We start from the raw sequence: 18107 nt of genomic DNA on the forward strand, positions 1-18107 counted from the left end.
TATCATATTCAATTTTTTAAAATAACTCTTCTTCATATTATTATATCATTTTAAATTCAATAACAAAACAAACATAATCCAAACTATAAAACAAAAGACTTAACTTCTTTTATAGAAATTAAGTCTCCTATCATTTTAATCAATAACTTTCATACCACCATATTTTCTGATTTTTAAAATATGACAGCTTCCTTCACCAAAATATTTTTCAATTCCCTGTTTATATGCTTCAACATAATCATCTTCTACAAAAGCTTGAATTGTTCCAGCAAAACCACCACCATGAACACGACATACTCCATGTGCTCCTAATAAATTTTCAGACAATGCGAGAGCTAAAGAAACAGCCTGTTGTCCAACATAATGATTAGAATAAATATTTTGAAGATATTTAAACGAACTTTCTCCTGAAGCTTTGACAATTGTCTTAAAAGTATCAAAGTCTTCCTGTTTTAATGACTGAACAGCCTGTTGAACACGTTTATTTTCTTTAAAGACATGAATGGCTCTTAAAACAGCACGGTCATTGACTGCTTCTCTGACTTCAGTTAAATGTTCATAAAATTCTTTTTCGTCCACATCTCTTAAGTATTCCTGATGGAAGAAATGATCGACTTCTTTCAATTCTTCAGGAATAGACGCATAATCTTCTGTTAAATCAGCGTGTGAAGCATGGACATCAACAATACACAAACTATGATGGAAACGTGGAAAATCAACATTTATTTTTTCTACAATAGGATTTTCATTATCCTTGAAATCAATATGAATCAAACTTCCCACTGAGCAGGCACATTGATCCATTAATCCACATGGTTTTCCAAAATAAACATTTTCACTATATTGACCAATTTTCGCAATTGTGACAGGATCTACTTTCATATCATTATACATACCTGATAATATTGTTCCAATCATCACTTCAAAGGCAGCTGATGAAGATAATCCAGATCCTTGTAAAACATCACTTGTCATATATCCCACAAAGCCACCAATTTTATGTTGAAGTTGTTGGAATCTAGCAAGAATACCACGAATCAATCCTTCTGATGACTCTTTTTCATTTTCTCTTAATGTCAAATCATCAATGTGAATAGCTTCAATATCATAATCATCAGATAAAATTTTAATCTTTGTATCATCTTTTGCAACGACTGCAATGATATCTAAATTAATAGCTGCAGCTAAAACTTCACCATGTTGATGATCAGTATGATTTCCACAAACCTCGCTTCTTCCAGGTGTGCTATAAATGCTGACTTCCTGATCACCATATAAATCAATGAATTTTTCAATAGCTTGAACATATCTTAATTTTTGATGTTCTAATTGTTCTTGATCAACATAAATATCTAAAAATGTATCATTATAAACATTGTTTTGAATATCTTGAATAATTAAACTTGCTTTTTTCATTATTGAATAACTTTAAACTGATATGATGTTATTTCATCATATGTTTCTCCTTTCTTTAATAGTGTTGTTGGATGTTCTTCTAAATGAATCGCATCAGGCATATTCTGTGTTTCAATACATACAGCATCTCTTGCATAATAGCGTTCTCCATATTTTCCTAATCTTCCATCCAAATAATTAGCTGTATAAATCTGAGCTTGTGGTAAAGTCGTTGACACAATCAATTGTCTTCCTGTTGGCTCATGAGTTAAAATCACCTGATTGCTTTGCGTATCAAAAAGAAATGGATGATCAAATCCTTTACCAATTTTTAACTGTTCATCATCCTGTTCTACTCTTTCACCAATAAGTGCAGGTTGTCTGAAATCAAATGGTGTTCCTTCAACATCTTTCAATTCACCAGTTGTTAAACCATCAGAGTCAACGCAGGCAAATTGGGATGCATGAATCTGTAAAGTATGCTGATAGATGTTTTCTTTGTGTCCTGACAAATTAAAATATGAATGATTTGTAATATTAATAAGTGTATCTGCTGATGATGTTGCCTGATAATGAGCTGTTAAAGTATCATCTTTTAATGTATATATGACTGTTAAATCTAAATCACCTGGATAACCTTCTTCTCCATCTTTTGATAAATAGTGAAGTTTTAATGTGTGTTCATCTTCAATTGTATAATCAAAAACCTGATAACTAAATCCTTTGATCCCACCATGTAAATGGTTAGGACCGTTATTAACAGCCAAATGGTAATCTTGACCATTTAAACTAAATTGTCCTGCTTTAATTCTATTAGCAACTCTTCCTACCAACGCTCCTAAATAAGCATCTAATGTCTGGTATTGTGTAAAATCATCATAACCTAAAACGACATCATCTTTATGTCCATTTTTATCTGCCATGATAACTTTGATAATTGTACATCCATAATTGGATACAACAACTTCTAATTGTTCATTTTTCATAGAAATCAAATCAATTTGATCATCTATATGTTTGATCACTTCAATCATTATTATCCTCCTCCTTACATAATGACTCTACAAAACTACAAAACGCTTCAATACCTTCATCATTCATTTTAAAAACACCAGCATCTTCTAAAACTTCTACAAACTTTATTGTGAGAGCTGTTTTCAAAACATCATCAACCGTATCTTCTTGAATCTGATAGTTTTCTTTGATTTCATTATACCATAATTCATGTTTCTGTAATTCAGGATATTCACTGATTTCTTTTTTTCCTAATAGACAGTCTTTTAATAATTCCAATTCCACTTTCAAACGTGCTGGTAAAACTGCTAAGCCCATCACTTCTATTAAACCAATATTTTCTTTTTTAATATGATGCAATGAAGCATGAGGATGAAAAATACCATCAGGATGTTCTTGAGAAGTTCGATTATTTCTTAAGACAAGATCCATTTGATAGTCATGATTTTTCATTCTTGCGATTGGAGTGATGGTATTATGTGGTGTTTGATCACTGTGTGAAAGAATATCTAGAGATGGATTAGAATAATTCTTCCATGCTTTTAATGTTTTTGTCGCAAATTCAACAATTTTTTGTGAATCTTGGCAAGTTACTCTGATTGTTGAAAGTGGCCATTTTAATATTTCAATCTTTAAATCAGGATATTTATCCCATGACATTGTTTTAATAACATCTGCATTATTCATTGGAAACTCATAACATCCACCCTGATAATGATCATGTGTTAAAATTGATCCTCCTACAATTGGTAAATCTGCATTAGAACCTAACATATAATGAGGAAACTGTTCAACAAAGGATAACAGATGTTGAAACGTATCTTGATTAATCACCATAGGAATATGTTCCTTATTTAAAACAATACAGTGTTCATTATAATAAACATAAGGTGAGTATTGTAAATAATAATCTGTATCATTTAATTTCAATGGAATAATACGGTGGTTTTGTCTGGCAGGACGATTAAAATCACCGCTAAAACCTACATTTTCTTTGCATAGTAAACATTGAGGATATCCACTTGTTTTGACTAACTTTGCTTTTGCAATATCTTTAGGATCTTTCTCTGGTTTAGACAGATTAATCGTAATATCTATATTGCCATATTTATAATATTTTTGAAATTTAATATTCTGGTCCGTTCTGTTTTTACGAATATAATGAGAATCAATAGAAAGCTGATAAAAATACTTTGTCGCATCCTGAGGAGAATGAGTATAGCGTTGACGAAATTCTCGAATCACCTCACTAGGTCTAGGCATCAGACAATTCATAATGCGTGTATCAAATAAATCTTTTTCCACAATACTATCTTCAATAATTCCCTTATCCACTGCATAGTCTAACATCTTTTCTAAAATACCTGTACTGTCACTAATCGTTTCATGAATATCTTCTTTATAAAATTCATTCATTTTTAATAAATCCAACAGTAAATTGACTGTATAGTCCACATCTTCCTCTTGAATCAGATGATGATCTAACCCAAATTGTATTAACTGATTAATCTCATGGTTCATATTTTGATCCTCCCTTTTCTTACCTATACCATACCACGCTTTTAACAAAACTTCAAACATTATTTACTTATTTTTAAGTAAAATTTTACTTATAAAGTTATTCTATGAATTTCATGGCTTTTTATAACATTTTCCTATATAATATAGAAAACAAGGAGGTAATTATGGCCACTTTAAAAGATATTGCCCAAATGGCTCAAGTTTCAATTGCGACAGTTTCCCGCATCTTAAACAATGATCCTACATTAAGCGTTCCTCAACAAACAAGAGAAAATGTCTTAGAAGCCGCAAAAGCACTGCAATACCAAAAGAAAAAGAAAAATGACCCTGGTATTCATATTTGTCTGATTCAATGGTATTCTTTACAACAGGAAATCAATGATCCCTACTACTTAACTTTACGTCATGGTGTAGAAGATTATTGTGCCAAAAACGGAATTATTTTAAGAAGAATATTTAAAGATGATGTGAACATTGAAAAGTCTTTAAAGGGAATTGATGGGATTATTTGCCTAGGTAAATTTAGTAAAAGTCATATTGAAACTTTAAAAAAATATAATGATGCTATTATTTTATTGGATATGGATTATGAAAATTTAAAAGAATGTTCAATTGTTTTAGATTTTGATTTAGCTTTAAAACAAACTCTGACATATTTAACAGATCTAGGTCATCAAAAGATTGGTTATCTTGGTGGTGTTGAATATTTAGATGATGGACAAGCTTATGATGATATAAGAAAAAAATCTTTTATCAAATATGCTAAAGAATATCAAATAGAATATGAGGATTATATGATTGAAGGAGAATTTACCAGTGAATCAGGTTATGCTATGATGTCAAACATGATTCAATCTCATCATTTACCAACAGCTCTTTTTGCTGCCAGTGATCCGATTGCGATGGGCGCAATGAAAGCTTTGAATGATTATGGTTTCCATATTCCTGACGATATTTCTATTATTGGTTTTGATAATATTGATGCCAGCAATTATACATATCCGCCTCTTACAACTTTTTATGCTCCTGCATTTGATATGGGACAATTTGGAGCCAGATTACTTCATCAGGCTATTAAAGATCATACCAAACTCTTACCAATGCGTATTCAACTCCCATGTTATTTAGTAGAAAGAGAATCATGTCAAGCTTTATAATTTCTAACAAAAATCATATGATAAACTTCGTGTTTATCAACTGAAATAATCAATTTTTTAAAAAAATATATATTGGATAAATAAAAAAACAGGACTGATGAAGCAACCCTTATGATTTGGATAATCCGATCATAAAGATCACTTCATTTCCCTGTTTTATTTTTGTTTTAATGCTTCATCAATCGCTTGAGCTGCTTTTTTACCAGCGCCCATAGCCAAAATAACTGTAGCTGCTCCAGTGACAACATCGCCACCAGCATAAACACCATCTTTAGATGTTTTCATTGTTTCTTCATCCACAATGATTCCACCCCATTTTTGAGTATCTAAACCAGGTGTTGTCTGTCTGATTAATGGATTAGGACTTTGACCAATAGAAACAATCACTGTTCCCGTTTCAATAACAAAGTTAGAACCTTCCTTAACAACTGGTCTTCTTCTACCACTTTCATCAGGTTCACCAAGTTCCATTTCTACACATTCCATAGATTTAACCCAACCATCTTTGCCTTCAATTTTGACTGGATTTGTAAGTAACTTGAAAATAATGCCTTCTTCTTTAGCATGATGTACTTCTTCAGCTCTGGCTGGAATTTCTTGTTCACCACGACGATAAACAATATATACATTTTTTGCTCCTAAACGTTTTGCAGTTCTTGCAGCATCCATTGCGACATTTCCAGCCCCAATAACACAAACTGTTTCAGTAATTTTCACTGGTGTCGGATGATTTGGGAATTCATAACCTTTCATCAAATTGACACGTGTTAAAAATTCATTAGCTGCATAAACACCATTTAAATTTTCACCAGGAATACCTTGGAAACGAGGAAGTCCAGCGCCACTTCCAACAAAGATAGCTTCATAACCTTCTTCTTGTAATTCATCAATTGTTATAGAACGTCCAACAACAACGTTTGTTTCAAATTTGACACCTAAATCAGCGACCCCATCAATTTCCTTTTGAACCAAATCTTTAGGTAAACGGAATTCAGGGATTCCATATGATAAAACGCCACCTGTTTTATGCAAAGCTTCAAAAACAGTCACATCATATCCTTTTTTCGCTAATTCTCCTGCACAAGTCATACCTGCAGGGCCACTTCCGACAACGGCGACCTTTTTTCCATTCTTTTCAATATGATTGTCTTTCTTTTGACCATGATCTCGATGATAATCAGCAACAAATCTTTCTAATCGTCCAATTCCTACTGATTCTCCTTTGATGCCACGAACACATTTCCCTTCACATTGATTTTCTTGAGGACAGACACGTCCACAAATAGCTGGAAGAGCATTTTCCTGTGTAATAATGTCATATGCTTCTTCAAAGTTTCCTTTTGCAACTTCGGCAATAAATTCAGGAATAGGTACACCGACTGGACAACCATTCTTACATGGACTATGTTTACAATTTAAACATCTTGTAGCTTCTTCCATAGCCTGTTCTTTTGTATATCCTAATGCAACTTCCTTAAAGTTCTGATTTCTAATCTGAGGTTCCTGTTCAGGCATTTTCACCTTTTCTAATGACATATTAGGCATTATTGAACACCTCCCATTAAATTACACATACGATTTGCTTTTTCATCCATTTGATGTTCTTCTTCTTTAAACATTCTTTGACGTGCCATCAGTTCATCGAAATCAACTTGTAACCCGTCAAAATCTGGTCCATCAACACAAGCAAACTTAATTTTACCATCAACAGTTACACGACAACATCCACACATACCTGTTCCATCAATCATAATTGGATTTAAAGAAACTGATGTTTTTATATTATGGGGTTTTGTAACAGCAACAACTGCTTTCATCATTGGCACTGGTCCAATCGCAATCACTTCATCAATCTCTTCACCTTGTTCAATCAAATCAGCTAACACTTGAGTTACAAAGCCTTTTCTACCAAGTGAGCCATTATCTGTTGTTATATAAACATTTTTACAGAACTTTCTAAATTCATCAGCCCATAAAACATATTGTGCTTCTCTTCCACCAATAATCACATCAACCTCAACACCCATTTGTGCTAAAGCTCTTAACTGTGGATAAAGTGGTGCACTTCCTACACCACCAGCAACACCAATAACATGTTTTGAAGCATGTAATTTTGTTGGTTCTCCTAAAGGTCCTACAAAATCTGTAATTTCATCACCTTCATTTAATAAAGATAATGCTTTTGTAGAATATCCAACAATTTGATAAATAATTGTAATTGTTTCTTTTTTTCTATCATAATCAGCAATTGTCAATGGGATTCTTTCTCCATCATCACCCACTCTTAAAATGATAAACTGTCCTGGTTCACATTTTCTCGCAACATGGGGTGCATGAACAACCATTAACTCTACAACATCATTTAATTTTTCTTTGTGTAAAATCTTATACATTTCGATCAACCCCTCTCGTAGTTTAAAAAATTATATCACAGGGATAATTTTTTCGCAATACAACATCATCATTATCTCTTGACCACTATAGGATTCATAGCTTATGATATGAAAAAAGGAGAAATGTTTTATGAATAAAAAACTTATATTTTTTGATATAGATGGGACTTTGTTGGATGAACAGAGTGGATCTGTGCCAGCTTCTACAATTGAAGCTATTGAAAAAGCTCAAAAAAATGGTCATCTTTGTTTTATTAATACCGGTCGTCCTATTTCTACAATTGATAAGATCATCACTGATCTTCCTTTTGATGGATATGTCTGTGGTTGTGGAACCTATATCGAATATCAACAAAAAATATTATTTCATACTGAATTAGATTTTGAACTAAGAAAAAAAGTGATTCAAAGCATTGATCAATATCAGGTCGATGCAATGTTAGAAGGAAAAAATGGTGTTTATTTTTCACAACATTTAAAGCACCCTTTTATTCAAGCTATTAAAAAGAAATATCAGGATCTTCATTTTCAAGTTCACAGTTTTTCTAGTCATGAGGATGTTCCTTTTGATAAACTCACTGTCTGGTATCAACCTGACACACCAATTGAAGCCTTTAAAAAAGCATTAGAAAACGACTTTCTTATTATACAAAGAGATATTGATTTCTTAGAAATTGTGCCTCTTCCATATTCTAAAGCAACTGGTATTCAATACTTGATTGATCATCTTGGATATACCTTAAAAGACACTATAAGTATGGGTGATTCCCTTAATGATTTACCTATGTTAACTTATACACATGAATCAGTTGCTATGGGAAATAGTCATCCTCTTTTATTGGACCAAGTCACTTACATAACAACCCCTGTTAACCAGGATGGTATTCAACATGCTTTAGAACATTTTCATCTTATATAAAAGTAAAAAGAACGTGGGGAAACGTTCTTTTTGCTTTTATAGACGAATTTGATATATAGGGAGAGGGGTCGTCTATATTTTATCATATTATATGTCTTTTCTTAAGACACTTATATATTAACCCAGCCATATGAATTCATTGTGAATTTCATAAGAACTTTATGTGAACTTTTTTAAATATTGCCATTTTAAACACAAAAAAAGAACGTGGGGAAACGTTCTTTTTACTTTTATAGACGAATTGGTATATAGGGAGAGGGATCGTCTATATTTTATCATATTATATGTCTTGTCTTAAGACACTTATATACTACCGAGAACTTATGAATTCTCTATGAACAATTTCTTAATTCACAGTTTTTCTTGATTAGTATTGTGCTTCTACATTTGCTTGTACAACATAAATCTGATTTGGTACACATATAATACTTTTTGAACTTCCTTCTTTAACCCAACCAACTTTTTCACAATCATGATTAGGACAATCAACATTGACTGCACGATATTGATGATCTTGCACTTCTAAATGAAATTCACCATAATCTCCTTCAAAAGTATATGTCTGATTCTTTGATATATCTATTGTTTCAATAATTTCATCATGATAATGGATTTCTATAATACCACCTTTTTTATCTTGAGTCAGTTGATAAATAAAATAGATTGCGCCAATCACAATACATAAGCCAATAATAAAAATAATGTCTTTCTTTTTCATATATGATTTCCTTTACTTTTATTTTCTTTATTATGGTAATCAAGAGTGACACATAAGTCAATAATTTTATGAAATTTAATCTTTGTTATTTCATAATTGATAAGATAGGTGTATAATATTTATATAGAAATATTATAAATAAGGAGGAATCTTGATATGGTTAAAATCATGTTAGCATGTAGCGCTGGTATGTCAACTAGCTTACTTGTCACAAGAATGCAAAAAGCTGCAAAAGAAAGAGGTTTAGAAGCTAAAATTTGGGCTGTTAGTGAAACTGCTCTTACAACAGAATATGCTGCTGATCCATGTGATGTTTTACTTATTGGACCTCAAGTTCGTTTCCGTTTAAATTCTATCAAAGAACAAGTTAAAAACGCTATCCCTGTTGATGTTATTGACATGCGTACTTATGGTATGATGGACGGTGAAAAAGTTTTAGACCAAGCTTTAAAAATGCTAGAAGATTGGAAAAAATAAGCGTTAAACATTCGCTAACATATGAATACTTAAAAAGGACATTTCTAAATGTCCTTTTTTTATTTAATCTAAATCTTCTCCATTAGATGCAATAACTTTTTTATACCAATAAAATGAGTCTTTACGACTTCTAGAGAAATCACCTGTTCCATCATCATGTCTATCCACATAAACAAATCCATAACGTTTTGCATATTGTCCTGTTCCTGCTGAAACCAAGTCAATTGGTCCCCAAGTTGTATAACCAATTAATGGAACACCATCTTCAATAGCTTCTTTCATAGCAGCAATATGTGGTCTTAAGTAGGCAATACGATAATCATCATGAATAGAGCCATCTTCTTCAACCTTATCAAATGCTCCAAGTCCATTTTCAACAATCATTAATGGTGTATGTGGGTAACGACCATTTAATAATTTTAATGTATAACGTAATCCGTCTGGATCAATTTGCCATCCCCAGTCACTTGCTTTTAAATAAGGATTTTTAGCACCAACTGTCATATTACCTTTAGCCATTTCTACATCCTTATTTACAGTGATACAGTTAGATTGATAATATGAGAATGTATAGAAGTCAACTGTTCCTTCTTTTAAAATTTTCTTATCTTCTTCAGTAATATAAGAAGTATCAATACCGTTTTCTTTAAAATAGCGCCACATATATGATGGATATTCACCACGAACCTGAACATCACCACAGAAATTGTTCTTGAAATCATCTTCATCATATGCAGCTAAAATATCTTTAGGATTTGGTGTCAATGGATAAACTGTTGTATGAGCAATCATGTTTCCTATCATAAAATCAGGGTTAATTTCATGTCCTGCTTTTACAGTTAACGCACTGGCAACAAATTCATTATGTAAAGCTTCAAACATTTTTTGTGGATCACTCTTTAATTCATTCAATGGAATACGGTGATCTGAATTGACATCTTCAGGATCCATCATTCCTAAACCATAAAGATTTCCAATTCCTCCTTCACCCATACATGCAATATTGATTTCATTAAAAGTTAACCAATATTTCACTTTATCCTTATATCGTTTAAAGCATGTTGTTGCATACTTTACAAATAAATCAATCACTCTTCGATCAGTAAACCCATTATATTTTGTGACAATATTCCATGGAATTTCATAGTGACATAAAGTAATCAAAGGTTCCATTCCATGTTTATGACATTCATTAATCACATCATCATAAAACTCCAAACCTGCTTCATTTGGTTCTTCATCATCACCATTAGGGAAAATACGTCCCCAGTTAATTGAAAATCTAAAAACATTCCATCCCATTTCAGCAAACATAGCAATATCTTCTTTATAATGGTGATAGAAATCTACAGCTTCATGACTTGGATAAAAGGCTGTAGGATCTGTTTTTGGTAAAAATGTTCTTGGTGTATTCACATCTCCACCTAATAACATATCAGGCACACATAAACCTTTTCCATCTTCTAGATAAGCACCTTCACATTGGTTGGCAGCAACTGCTCCACCCCATAAAAATCCTTTAGGAAAACCCATTTTTTATTACCTCCATTTCCTTATAACTTTATTATACAATATTTTTTTCTATTTGTAAGAAAAAAGAGCATAGCCATAAGGTTATGCTCGATTTATATTATTTTGCATCTTTAGGTGCAAATTTTGATTCATAATCGTAAATAGTACGTAAGATTTCTTCCATATCTTTTACGATTGGCATTCTTGGGTTAGCTGGAGTACATTGATCTTCATATGCGTTCATAGCAATTCTATGAATTGATTCTTCCCAAGCAGCTTTATCAATACCTTGAGATTTAACGTTAGTTGCAACACCAACTTTAACACATAATTCTTCACATGCATCAGCGAACATTTGAACACCTTCTTCAGGAGTTTTTGGTTTTAATCCAATTAATTGTGCTAATTCCATGTATTTAATATCAGCTTTATAGTTTTCAATTTTTGGCCAGATATTTAATTTAGTTGGAACTGTACCATTGTATCTAATAACATGTGGTAATAAGATACCATTTGTACGTCCATGAGGAATATGCCATTCTCCACCAATCTTATGAGCTAATGAGTGGTTCATTCCTAAGAATGCGTTAGCGAATGCCATACCTGCGATAGTTGCAGCATTGTGCATTTTTTCTCTAGCGATTGGAGTTCCTTTTGTAACTGATTCTTCTAAGTAATCAAATACCATCTTAACAGCTTGTTTAGCCCATCCATCAGTAAAGTCAGAAGCTAAGATTGAAACATAAGCTTCAACAGCATGAGTTAATACGTCAATACCAGTATCAGCAGCAATTGCTGGTGGTAAACTCATAACGAATTCTGGATCTACGATAGCTACAGTTGGAGTTAATGCGTAGTCAGTTAATGGATATTTCTTATTAGCTTTCTTATCAGTAATAACTGCGAATGGTGTAACTTCTGAACCTGTTCCTGAAGTTGTTGGGATACAGATTAATCTTGCTTTCTTACCTAATTCAGGGAATTTGAATGCACGTTTTCTGATATCCATGAATTTTTGTTTGATATCATCGAAGTTAACTTCTGGATGTTCATACATTAACCACATAACTTTTGCAGCATCCATTGATGATCCACCACCTAATGCAATGATAACATCAGGTTGGAATTTTCTCATTAATTCAACACCTTCGTTAACTGTATCAATACTTGGATCTGGTTCTACATCGAAGTATAATTCTAAGTCAACTTTATTACGTCTTCTTCTGATAACGTCTTCAATCTTTTCAACATATCCAAGATTGTACATACCTCTATCAGTAATAATCATGGCTTTTTCCATGTATTTCATATCTCTTAAATATCTAATTGAATTTCTTTCAAAGTAGATTTTTGGAGGAAGTTTAACCCATTGCATATTGTTGTTACGTCTCCCTATTCTCTTAATATTTAATAAATTTACAGCACTAACGTTATTAGATACTGAGTTGTGACCATAAGATCCACATCCTAATGTTAATGATGGAATGAAGGCATTGTAAACTGAACCAATTCCACCGAATGTAGATGGAGCATTTTCGATAACACGAATTGCTTTACATTTTAAACCAAATTCTACTGAAATATCATGATTTTGTGTATGAATAGCAGCAGAGTGTCCTAAACCGTTGAATGCTACCATAGCAGCAGATTTAGCAATACCATCTTCAGTTGAAGTTGCTTTTAATACAGCTAATACTGGAGATAATTTTTCTCTTGTTAATGGTTCATTTGGACCAACTTCTTTACATTCAGCAAGTAAGATTTGAGTATCTTCTGGTACTTTAAATCCAGCTTGTTCAGCGATCCAAGTTGCTGCTTTACCAACAACCGCAGCATTAACAGTTCCAACTTCGTTAACTTTATCACTGTATGCTTCAGCACCAAACATATATTTTTCAAGTTTAGCTTTTTCTTCAGCATTTACCCAATATACTTTAAAACGAGAAATTTCTTCTTTAAATTCATTATAAATTTCTTGGTCAACGATTGCAGCTTGTTCAGAAGCACAAATCATACCATTATCAAATGATTTTGATAATACGATATCATTAACTGCTCTTTTTAAGATACAAGATTTTTCAACATATGCAGGTACGTTACCAGCACCAACACCTAAAGCAGGTTTACCACAAGAGTAAGCAGCTTTAACCATTGCGTTACCACCAGTTGCTAAGATTGTTGCAACACCTGGATGGTTCATTAATGCGCTAGTTGCATACATTGATCCACGTACACCAATCCATTGAATACAATCTTCTGGAGCTCCAGCAGCAATTGCAGCATCTCTCACTACTTTTGCAGCTTGAACTGAACATTCATATGCAGATGGATGGAATGAGAAGATGATTGGGTTTCTTGTCTTTAATGAAATTAATGATTTGAAGATAACTGTTGAAGTTGGGTTTGTTGTTGGAACAATACCACAGATAACACCAACTGGTTCAGCAATTTCAGTAATTCCAGTTAAAGGATCTTCGTTGATAATTCCTACAGTTTTCAAGTGACGAAGATTACTTGTTACATATTCGCAGGCGAATAAGTTTTTAACAGCTTTATCTTCAAAGACACCTCTTCCAGTTTCTTTAACAGCTGCTTCTGCTAAAACACCATGTTGATCTAATCCAGCAACAGAGCATTTAGCAACGATGTAATCTACAGCATCTTGATCAAAAGATTCAAATTTGTCTAATGCAACTAATGCTTTTTGTACTAACTCATCAATATGAGCATCAACTTGTTCATTAGTCCATTCAGCCTTTGGGGCTTCTTTTTTTACAGCTTTTTTTTCTGCCATAACATTTCCTCCGACATCATAAAATTATTTACACGTCTAATATACTATATTCCTTGTGAAAAAACAAGCAAGAGTATATATTTTTCATAATAAAAAAAGCGAAAAAACAATGTAAACCTTTTCAATTTATAAAATTATTTTTCCCAATAAAAATCAATATTTTCCATATCTTTTCTTTTCATTTTCAAAAAAGTCAACCCATATTTATAGGTTGACTTTTCAATGAACAATTAGTCTAATGCAGCAATCATAGCTTTATATGAATCTTCTTGTAAAGAAGCTCCACCTACTAATGCTCCATCAATATCAGGTTGTTCTAATAAAGCTTTTAATCCTTCTGGTTTTACAGATCCACCATATTGGATTCTCACTTGATCAGCAACTTCCTGACCATATAATTCAGCAACAACACTTCTAATATATGCACAAACATCTTGAGCAATTTCATTAGTTGCAGTTTTTCCAGTACCAATAGCCCATACTGGTTCATAAGCAATAACAACACGACTTGCACAGTTTGGACATACATCTTTAAATGCAGCTACTGTTTGAGTTTTCACAACATCTTTAGTTGTTCCTGCTTCATATTCTTCTAATGTTTCACCAACACATACAATTGGAGTTAAATCATTTGATAAAACTTGACGCATTTTTGCATTCACTGTTTCATCAGTTTCACCAAAATATTGTCTTCTTTCAGAGTGACCTAAAATAACCCATTCTACTCCAATTTCTTTTAACATGCTTACACTCACTTCTCCAGTATAAGCACCACTATCTTTAAAATGACAGTTTTGAGCAGCAACAATTAAGTTTTTAGCTGCACCTTTAGCAGTCTGTAAAGCTAAATATGGAGTTGCAATTCCCCAATCAGCTTTATCAGTGCATGCTCCATCAACCGCTTCAACAAAAGCTTTTGTTTGGGCAATTGTTTTATTCATTTTCCAGTTTCCTACGATAATTGGTTTTCTCATCTTTATAATCCCCTTATTATTTATCATCAATTGCAGCAATACCAGGTAATACTTTACCTTCCATATATTCTAATGAAGCTCCTCCACCAGTTGAGATATGAGAAACTTTATCAGCATATCCAAGTTGCATAACAGCAGCAGCACTATCTCCACCACCGATAATTGTATTAGCATCTGGTAAGTTTGCTAAAGCTTCGCATACTGCGATAGTTCCTTTAGCGAATGGTTCCATTTCAAATACACCCATTGGACCATTCCATACAACAGTTTTAGCTCCTTCTAAAGCAGCTTTGATATTTTCAACTGATTTAGGTCCAATATCTAATCCCATGTATCCTTCTGGAATATCTTCACCACATACTTTGATATCACCTTCAGCAGCAAATGCATTATTGATTACTGAATCAACAGGTAAGATTAATTTATCTCCACCTTTTTCAATAATTTCTTTAGCAACATCAATACGATCATCTTCAACTAAAGAATTACCAATTTCATGTCCCATAGCTTTCATGAAAGTATAAGTCATACCTCCACCAACGATAACTTTATCAGCAATCTTTAATAAGTTTTCAATAACTAAGATCTTATCAGAAACTTTAGCTCCACCTAAAATAGCAACCATTGGTCTTTCAGGATCACTAACAGCTTTTCCAATATAAGCAATTTCTTTTTCAACTAAGAATCCAGCAGCAGATGGTAAATGAGCAGGAATTCCAGCAGTAGAAGCATGTGCTCTATGTACTGAACCGAATGCATCTTCAACGAATACATCTCCAAGTGATGCCCAATATTGACCTAATTCAGGATCATTTTTGCTTTCACCTTTTTCATAACGTGTATTTTGTACTAAGATGACTTGAGCATTATCAGCTTCTTTAACAGCATTTTCAAGTTCAGGTCCTCTTGTACAGTTTACAAATTTCACATCTACTCCTAATAATTCAGATAATCTAGGAGCTACAACAGATAAATCATTTTTAGCTTTATCTTCTTCAGTTTTTACTTTACCTAAATGTGAGAACAATACGATAGCTTTTGGTTTTTGTTCTAACAAATATTTTAAAGTAGGTAATGCGGCAACAATTCTGTTGTCATTTGTAATTTCTCCTGTTTCTTTGTTTCTAGGTACGTTGAAGTCAACACGAACTAAGACAGTTTTTCCAGCGACTTCAATATCTTTAATTGTTTTTTTGTCCATTTTTCTCAACCCTCCATGTGCAAATTATAACATTCTTACAACTGATTTTCAATTGCTTTTATAGTTGTTAAAGCAATAAGAATTGTCATTTTTTGTAAAAATAGAAAAAGCTGTTTTTATATTTTATGTGAACTCAAAATAATCTCCGTATAATCGTCATTTATTGACTCATTCTATAAAAACACTTTCACCAACACATGATATTGACATATATTAATAGTGGTGATTTTATGTATGATGATATCCTTCAACATATCTATAATCCACAAACTCTCATTATTGATTTACGTGATGAATTTTCTTTTCGTCAACTTCATTTAAAAAATGCTATCAATATTCCTGGGGATGATTTAAAAAGTCAAATTCCTTATTTACCTCATGATAAACTTCTATATTTTATCTGTGATACTGGAAAAACTGCTAAAAAGATGGCAGAACAATGCCAACAATTAGGTTTTCAATGTCAATATTTTCCACATAGCTTTCAATCCTTACTGATTTTAAAAAATGAACAATATTTTTAATAGATAAAAAAAGGAAAGACTTATGATTGATACTCAAGTCTTTCCTTTTTATCTATGACCAATAAAATATTATTGATTATTTAATTGATAAAAAGCTTCTGTTGATGCATAACAAGATTGATCTTTTAACTCATCTTCAATTCTCATCAACTGGTTGTATTTTGCAATACGGTCTGTACGAGAAGCAGAACCAGTTTTAATTTGACCTGCATTTGTTGCTACTGCAATATCAGCAATTGTTGTATCTTCTGTTTCTCCAGAACGATGTGAAACAACAGCTGTATAGTTTGCTTTTTGAGCCATTTCAATAGCTTCTAATGTTTCAGTTAAAGTTCCAATCTGATTCACTTTAATCAAAATAGAGTTAGCAACACCTTTTTCAATACCTTGTTGTAAACGTTTTGTATTTGTCACAAAGAAGTCATCACCAACCAATTGAACACGATCACCTAATTTTTCAGTTAAGTAATCCCATCCTTCCCAATCATCTTGATCTAATCCATCTTCAATAGAAATAATTGGATATTTATCACAAAGTTCAACATAGAAATCAACAAGTTCTTGAGACGTAAATGATTTGTTGTTTTCTCCTGGTAATGTATATTTTCCATCTTTGTAGAATTCACTGCTTGCAACATCCATAGCTAATTTCACATCAACACCTGGTTTGTATCCGGCTGTTTCAATCGCTTCTAAGATTGTTTGAATTGCTTCTTCATTAGATGCTAAGTTAGGCGCAAAACCACCTTCATCACCAACGGCAGTGTTTAATCCTTTTCCCTTTAAAACTTTCTTTAATGCATGGAAAACTTCAGCTCCCATACGAATAGCTTCTTTAAACGAAGGTGCATTGACTGGCATAATCATAAATTCCTGGAAATCCACATTATTATCCGCATGTGCCCCACCATTAATAATATTCATCATTGGCGTAGGTAACACATGAGCATTCGCTCCTCCAATATAACGATATAAAGGAACATGTAATTCATCAGCAGCACATTTGGCAACAGCTAATGACACACCTAAAATCGCATTGGCTCCTAAACGACCTTTATTGGGTGTTCCATCTAAATCAATCATCATCTGATCAATTTTTCTTTGTGCAGTGACTTCTTCACCTACAACTGCTTTTGCAATTTCCTCATTAACATTTTGAACAGCATTTAAAACACCTAATCCTAAATATCTGTTGGCATCTTTGTCTCTTAATTCAACAGCTTCATGAACACCTGTTGAAGCACCACTTGGAACAATGGCTCTACCAAAAGCACCACTTTCGCTTTTCACTTCTACTTCTACTGTTGGATTCCCACGTGAATCCAAGACTTCTCTTGCATAGACACTGACGATTTGACTCATTTTACTTTCCTCCTAATAAGTTTCATTGTATGATCTATATCACATATAAGTTAGTTATAACTAACTATTAATAGAATAACACATTTTCTGATCTTGTGCAATCTTTATACTTTCAAAATCACTTATCACTCATAGTATTTACATAT

The 18107-nt window shown here is 32.6% G+C and carries 15 protein-coding genes; 4 read left to right on the forward strand and 11 right to left on the reverse strand.

Features of this window, described 5'->3' with window-relative positions:
• Positions 1-135: 135 nt before the first annotated feature.
• Genes B5E79_RS05120 through B5E79_RS05130 form a run of 3 tightly spaced genes read right to left on the reverse strand, consistent with a single transcriptional unit; the run spans position 136 to position 3930 of the window.
• Positions 136-1416, reverse strand: coding sequence for a galactokinase (locus tag B5E79_RS05120; protein ID WP_087297200.1), 1281 nt, complete (start codon positions 1414-1416; stop codon positions 136-138).
• Positions 1416-2429 carry an aldose epimerase family protein gene (locus tag B5E79_RS05125; protein ID WP_087244324.1) on the reverse strand — a complete coding sequence of 338 codons (1014 nt, stop codon included), beginning with the start codon at positions 2427-2429 and terminating at the stop codon, positions 1416-1418. The genes B5E79_RS05120 and B5E79_RS05125 overlap by 1 nt, the downstream gene beginning before the upstream one ends.
• Positions 2422-3930 (reverse strand): UDP-glucose--hexose-1-phosphate uridylyltransferase, encoded by a 1509-nt coding sequence (locus B5E79_RS05130; protein WP_087297201.1) that lies wholly within the window; start codon positions 3928-3930, stop codon positions 2422-2424. Before B5E79_RS05130 ends, B5E79_RS05125 begins: the two co-directional genes overlap by 8 nt.
• Positions 3931-4094: 164 nt before the next feature.
• Here B5E79_RS05130 and B5E79_RS05135 point away from each other — a divergent pair, with 164 nt between their 5' ends.
• Complete coding sequence (locus B5E79_RS05135; protein WP_087297202.1) at positions 4095-5087, forward strand: LacI family DNA-binding transcriptional regulator; 993 nt, start codon at positions 4095-4097, stop codon at positions 5085-5087.
• Between the two features lie 156 nt (positions 5088-5243).
• On the opposite strand, the gene gltA is transcribed toward B5E79_RS05135, so the two are convergent.
• Entirely contained in the window at positions 5244-6632 is a 1389-nt protein-coding gene (gltA, locus tag B5E79_RS05140; RefSeq protein WP_087297203.1) for an NADPH-dependent glutamate synthase, read from the reverse strand.
• Positions 6632-7480, reverse strand: coding sequence for a sulfide/dihydroorotate dehydrogenase-like FAD/NAD-binding protein (locus tag B5E79_RS05145; RefSeq protein ID WP_087297204.1), 849 nt, complete (start codon positions 7478-7480; stop codon positions 6632-6634). The genes gltA and B5E79_RS05145 overlap by 1 nt, the downstream gene beginning before the upstream one ends.
• A 130-nt stretch (positions 7481-7610) precedes the next feature.
• On the opposite strand from B5E79_RS05145, the gene B5E79_RS05150 reads away from it, so the two are divergent.
• Positions 7611-8399, forward strand: a complete 789-nt coding sequence (locus tag B5E79_RS05150; RefSeq protein ID WP_087297205.1) for a Cof-type HAD-IIB family hydrolase — start codon at positions 7611-7613, stop codon at positions 8397-8399.
• Between the two features lie 367 nt (positions 8400-8766).
• On the opposite strand, the gene B5E79_RS05155 is transcribed toward B5E79_RS05150, so the two are convergent.
• Positions 8767-9117 carry a NusG domain II-containing protein gene (locus B5E79_RS05155; protein WP_087297206.1) on the reverse strand — a complete coding sequence of 117 codons (351 nt, stop codon included), beginning with the start codon at positions 9115-9117 and terminating at the stop codon, positions 8767-8769.
• A 156-nt stretch (positions 9118-9273) separates the two neighbouring features.
• Between B5E79_RS05155 and B5E79_RS05160 the strand changes: the two genes are divergently transcribed.
• Positions 9274-9594, forward strand: coding sequence for a PTS sugar transporter subunit IIB (locus B5E79_RS05160; protein ID WP_087244331.1), 321 nt, complete (start codon positions 9274-9276; stop codon positions 9592-9594).
• 63 nt (positions 9595-9657) lie between these two features.
• Here the strand turns inward: B5E79_RS05160 and B5E79_RS05165 are convergent, their stop codons facing one another.
• From B5E79_RS05165 to B5E79_RS05180, 4 genes are all read right to left on the reverse strand, one after another.
• The gene (locus tag B5E79_RS05165) at positions 9658-11127 is read right to left on the reverse strand and encodes a glycoside hydrolase family 1 protein (protein WP_087297207.1); all 1470 of its coding nucleotides are present in this window, start codon (positions 11125-11127) and stop codon (positions 9658-9660) included.
• A 97-nt stretch (positions 11128-11224) separates the two neighbouring features.
• Positions 11225-13900 (reverse strand): bifunctional acetaldehyde-CoA/alcohol dehydrogenase, encoded by a 2676-nt coding sequence (adhE, locus tag B5E79_RS05170; protein WP_087297208.1) that lies wholly within the window; start codon positions 13898-13900, stop codon positions 11225-11227.
• Between the two features lie 230 nt (positions 13901-14130).
• Positions 14131-14874, reverse strand: coding sequence for a triose-phosphate isomerase (gene tpiA, locus B5E79_RS05175; RefSeq protein ID WP_087244921.1), 744 nt, complete (start codon positions 14872-14874; stop codon positions 14131-14133).
• Between the two features lie 16 nt (positions 14875-14890).
• Positions 14891-16075, reverse strand: a complete 1185-nt coding sequence (locus tag B5E79_RS05180) for a phosphoglycerate kinase (protein ID WP_087297209.1) — start codon at positions 16073-16075, stop codon at positions 14891-14893.
• A gap of 230 nt (positions 16076-16305) precedes the next feature.
• On the opposite strand from B5E79_RS05180, the gene B5E79_RS05185 reads away from it, so the two are divergent.
• Positions 16306-16599, forward strand: a complete 294-nt coding sequence (locus tag B5E79_RS05185) for a rhodanese-like domain-containing protein (RefSeq protein WP_158093943.1) — start codon at positions 16306-16308, stop codon at positions 16597-16599.
• 69 nt (positions 16600-16668) lie between these two features.
• Here B5E79_RS05185 and eno read toward each other — a convergent pair whose 3' ends face one another.
• Entirely contained in the window at positions 16669-17961 is a 1293-nt protein-coding gene (gene eno / locus B5E79_RS05190; protein ID WP_087297211.1) for a phosphopyruvate hydratase, read from the reverse strand.
• Positions 17962-18107 lie beyond the last annotated feature (146 nt).

The organism is Massilimicrobiota sp. An134 (assembly GCF_002160815.1).
Lineage (GTDB): Bacteria > Bacillota_I > Bacilli_A > Erysipelotrichales > Coprobacillaceae > Allocoprobacillus > Allocoprobacillus merdigallinarum.

Bases quoted from the DNA above. Each gene is read 5' to 3' on its own strand.
- B5E79_RS05130 (WP_087297201.1), bottom strand. From the start codon at position 3,930: ATGAACCATGAGATTAATCAGTTAATACAATTTGGGTTAGATCATCAT.
- B5E79_RS05145 (WP_087297204.1), bottom strand. From the start codon at position 7,480: ATGTATAAGATTTTACACAAAGAAAAATTAAATGATGTTGTAGAGTTA.
- B5E79_RS05155 (WP_087297206.1), bottom strand. From the start codon at position 9,117: ATGAAAAAGAAAGACATTATTTTTATTATTGGCTTATGTATTGTGATT.
- B5E79_RS05120 (WP_087297200.1), bottom strand. From the start codon at position 1,416: ATGAAAAAAGCAAGTTTAATTATTCAAGATATTCAAAACAATGTTTAT.
- tpiA (WP_087244921.1), bottom strand. From the start codon at position 14,874: ATGAGAAAACCAATTATCGTAGGAAACTGGAAAATGAATAAAACAATT.
- B5E79_RS05165 (WP_087297207.1), bottom strand. From the start codon at position 11,127: ATGGGTTTTCCTAAAGGATTTTTATGGGGTGGAGCAGTTGCTGCCAAC.
- B5E79_RS05150 (WP_087297205.1), top strand. From the start codon at position 7,611: ATGAATAAAAAACTTATATTTTTTGATATAGATGGGACTTTGTTGGAT.
- B5E79_RS05160 (WP_087244331.1), top strand. From the start codon at position 9,274: ATGGTTAAAATCATGTTAGCATGTAGCGCTGGTATGTCAACTAGCTTA.
- adhE (WP_087297208.1), bottom strand. From the start codon at position 13,900: ATGGCAGAAAAAAAAGCTGTAAAAAAAGAAGCCCCAAAGGCTGAATGG.
- B5E79_RS05125 (WP_087244324.1), bottom strand. From the start codon at position 2,429: ATGATTGAAGTGATCAAACATATAGATGATCAAATTGATTTGATTTCT.
- B5E79_RS05180 (WP_087297209.1), bottom strand. From the start codon at position 16,075: ATGGACAAAAAAACAATTAAAGATATTGAAGTCGCTGGAAAAACTGTC.
- B5E79_RS05185 (WP_158093943.1), top strand. From the start codon at position 16,306: ATGTATGATGATATCCTTCAACATATCTATAATCCACAAACTCTCATT.
- B5E79_RS05135 (WP_087297202.1), top strand. From the start codon at position 4,095: ATGGCCACTTTAAAAGATATTGCCCAAATGGCTCAAGTTTCAATTGCG.
- gltA (WP_087297203.1), bottom strand. From the start codon at position 6,632: ATGCCTAATATGTCATTAGAAAAGGTGAAAATGCCTGAACAGGAACCT.
- eno (WP_087297211.1), bottom strand. From the start codon at position 17,961: ATGAGTCAAATCGTCAGTGTCTATGCAAGAGAAGTCTTGGATTCACGT.